Consider the following 524-nt stretch of genomic DNA (forward strand, 5'->3'; position numbering starts at 1 on the left):
AGCGCGTGCAGCGCCCGGTAGTGCAGCAGGCGCGCGGGTGTCGCCGGGTCCGCCGCGCGCGGGGCGAGCGGCGCCGCGCGGTCGAGCAGCGCGCCCGCATCGGCGAGCCGCCGCTGGTTCGACAGGTTGACCGCCAGATGCAGCATGGCGGTCGCGATGTTCGGATTGTCCCGCCCCAGCACGCGTTCCTGCACGGCGAGGGCCGCGCGGTAGGCATCCTCGGCGGCGGCGAAGTTCTCGGTCTGGTTCAGGTCGCGCCCGAGCGCCATCAGCTGTTCGTAGCGGCCGACATCGGTGGCGCTGAAGGCATCGGCCGACAGCCGCGCGACGGCGAGTTCGAGCGCGGCCGAGCGCGAGCCCGCCGCGGTGCCCGCGCTGCGCCCGGTCGCCAGCCGCTCGATCACCGGTAGGGAGGTGGCGACGCCGTCCGCGACCACGGGGCCGGAGGGGCCCGCCGTGACGATGGCGACATGCGGCCAGCCGCCGGCACGGCGGGTGCAGGCGAGCAGCCGCGCCTCCCCGCC

Annotated in this window: 1 protein-coding gene; it reads right to left on the bottom strand. The window is 76.7% G+C overall.

The window, feature by feature from the left end:
• Window positions 1-524 (bottom strand): tetratricopeptide repeat protein (locus HW577_RS26310; protein WP_198379002.1); only part of this gene is annotated, 524 nt, incomplete at both ends.

The sequence above is a fragment of the Neoroseomonas rubea genome (assembly GCF_016106015.1).
Taxonomy (GTDB): domain Bacteria; phylum Pseudomonadota; class Alphaproteobacteria; order Acetobacterales; family Acetobacteraceae; genus Neoroseomonas; species Neoroseomonas rubea.